We start from the raw sequence: 746 nt of genomic DNA, 5'->3' as shown, positions 1-746 counted from the left end.
GCACCAAGTCTCGACGCTCTTTGGTGCGCTCAGGATAGCGAACAGGATTGTAGTACGACGGTCCTTTCACCATGCCCACCAGCATCGCAAGTTGATCAATTCGCAACTCTTGGATTGGCTGCCCAAAGTAGTAGCGTGATGCTAAGCCAAAACCGTGGATCGCTTCGCCGCCGCTTTGGCCCAAATACACTTCATTGAGGTAGGCTTCTAAAATGCGGTCTTTGCTGTAACGGTAATCAAGAATAAGCGCAATATAAGCTTCGCGCACCTTACGCCACAGCGTTTTATCACGGGTTAGAAATAAGTTTTTCGCTAGCTGCTGCGTTAAGGTACTGCCACCTTGAACGGTGCGACCCGCTTTGATGTTCGCCACTAAAGCACGGGCAATAGCCAATGGTGAAACACCATCATGCTGATAGAAGTCTCGGTCTTCTGTCGCCAACAAGGCATCAACTAAAATTTCAGGGAATTGGTCACGACGTAAGAACAGACGTTGCTCATCACGATCTTTTTCAAGCATCCCCAGCATCTTTGGCTCAAGGCGCAAGTAGCCTAGATCGCCTTTTGACTCTAAAGATTGAATACGCTGTAAACCACTGTCTGAGAAGTGCAGCATGACGTGGCGATCCGGTTCTGGGCCATCAGCAAATTCAAAAGGACGGCGGATCAGTTCAACGCGAGTCGAAGAAGAAGAATACTCACCAGGGTAACGAGGCTGGCTTACCTTGCGGTAGTTCAGTACATCT

Annotated in this window: 1 protein-coding gene; it reads right to left on the bottom strand. The window is 49.2% G+C overall.

Going from position 1 to position 746, the window contains the following annotated elements; all coding sequences use genetic code 11:
• A partial coding sequence (locus R7O13_RS26540) for a transglycosylase domain-containing protein (protein ID WP_318305167.1) occupies positions 1-746 on the bottom strand: 746 nt, incomplete at both ends.

The organism is Vibrio sp. Y176 (assembly GCF_033438945.1).
The sequence above is the reverse complement of the archived record's forward strand: the minus strand, read 5'-3'. Positions and strand labels throughout refer to the sequence as shown.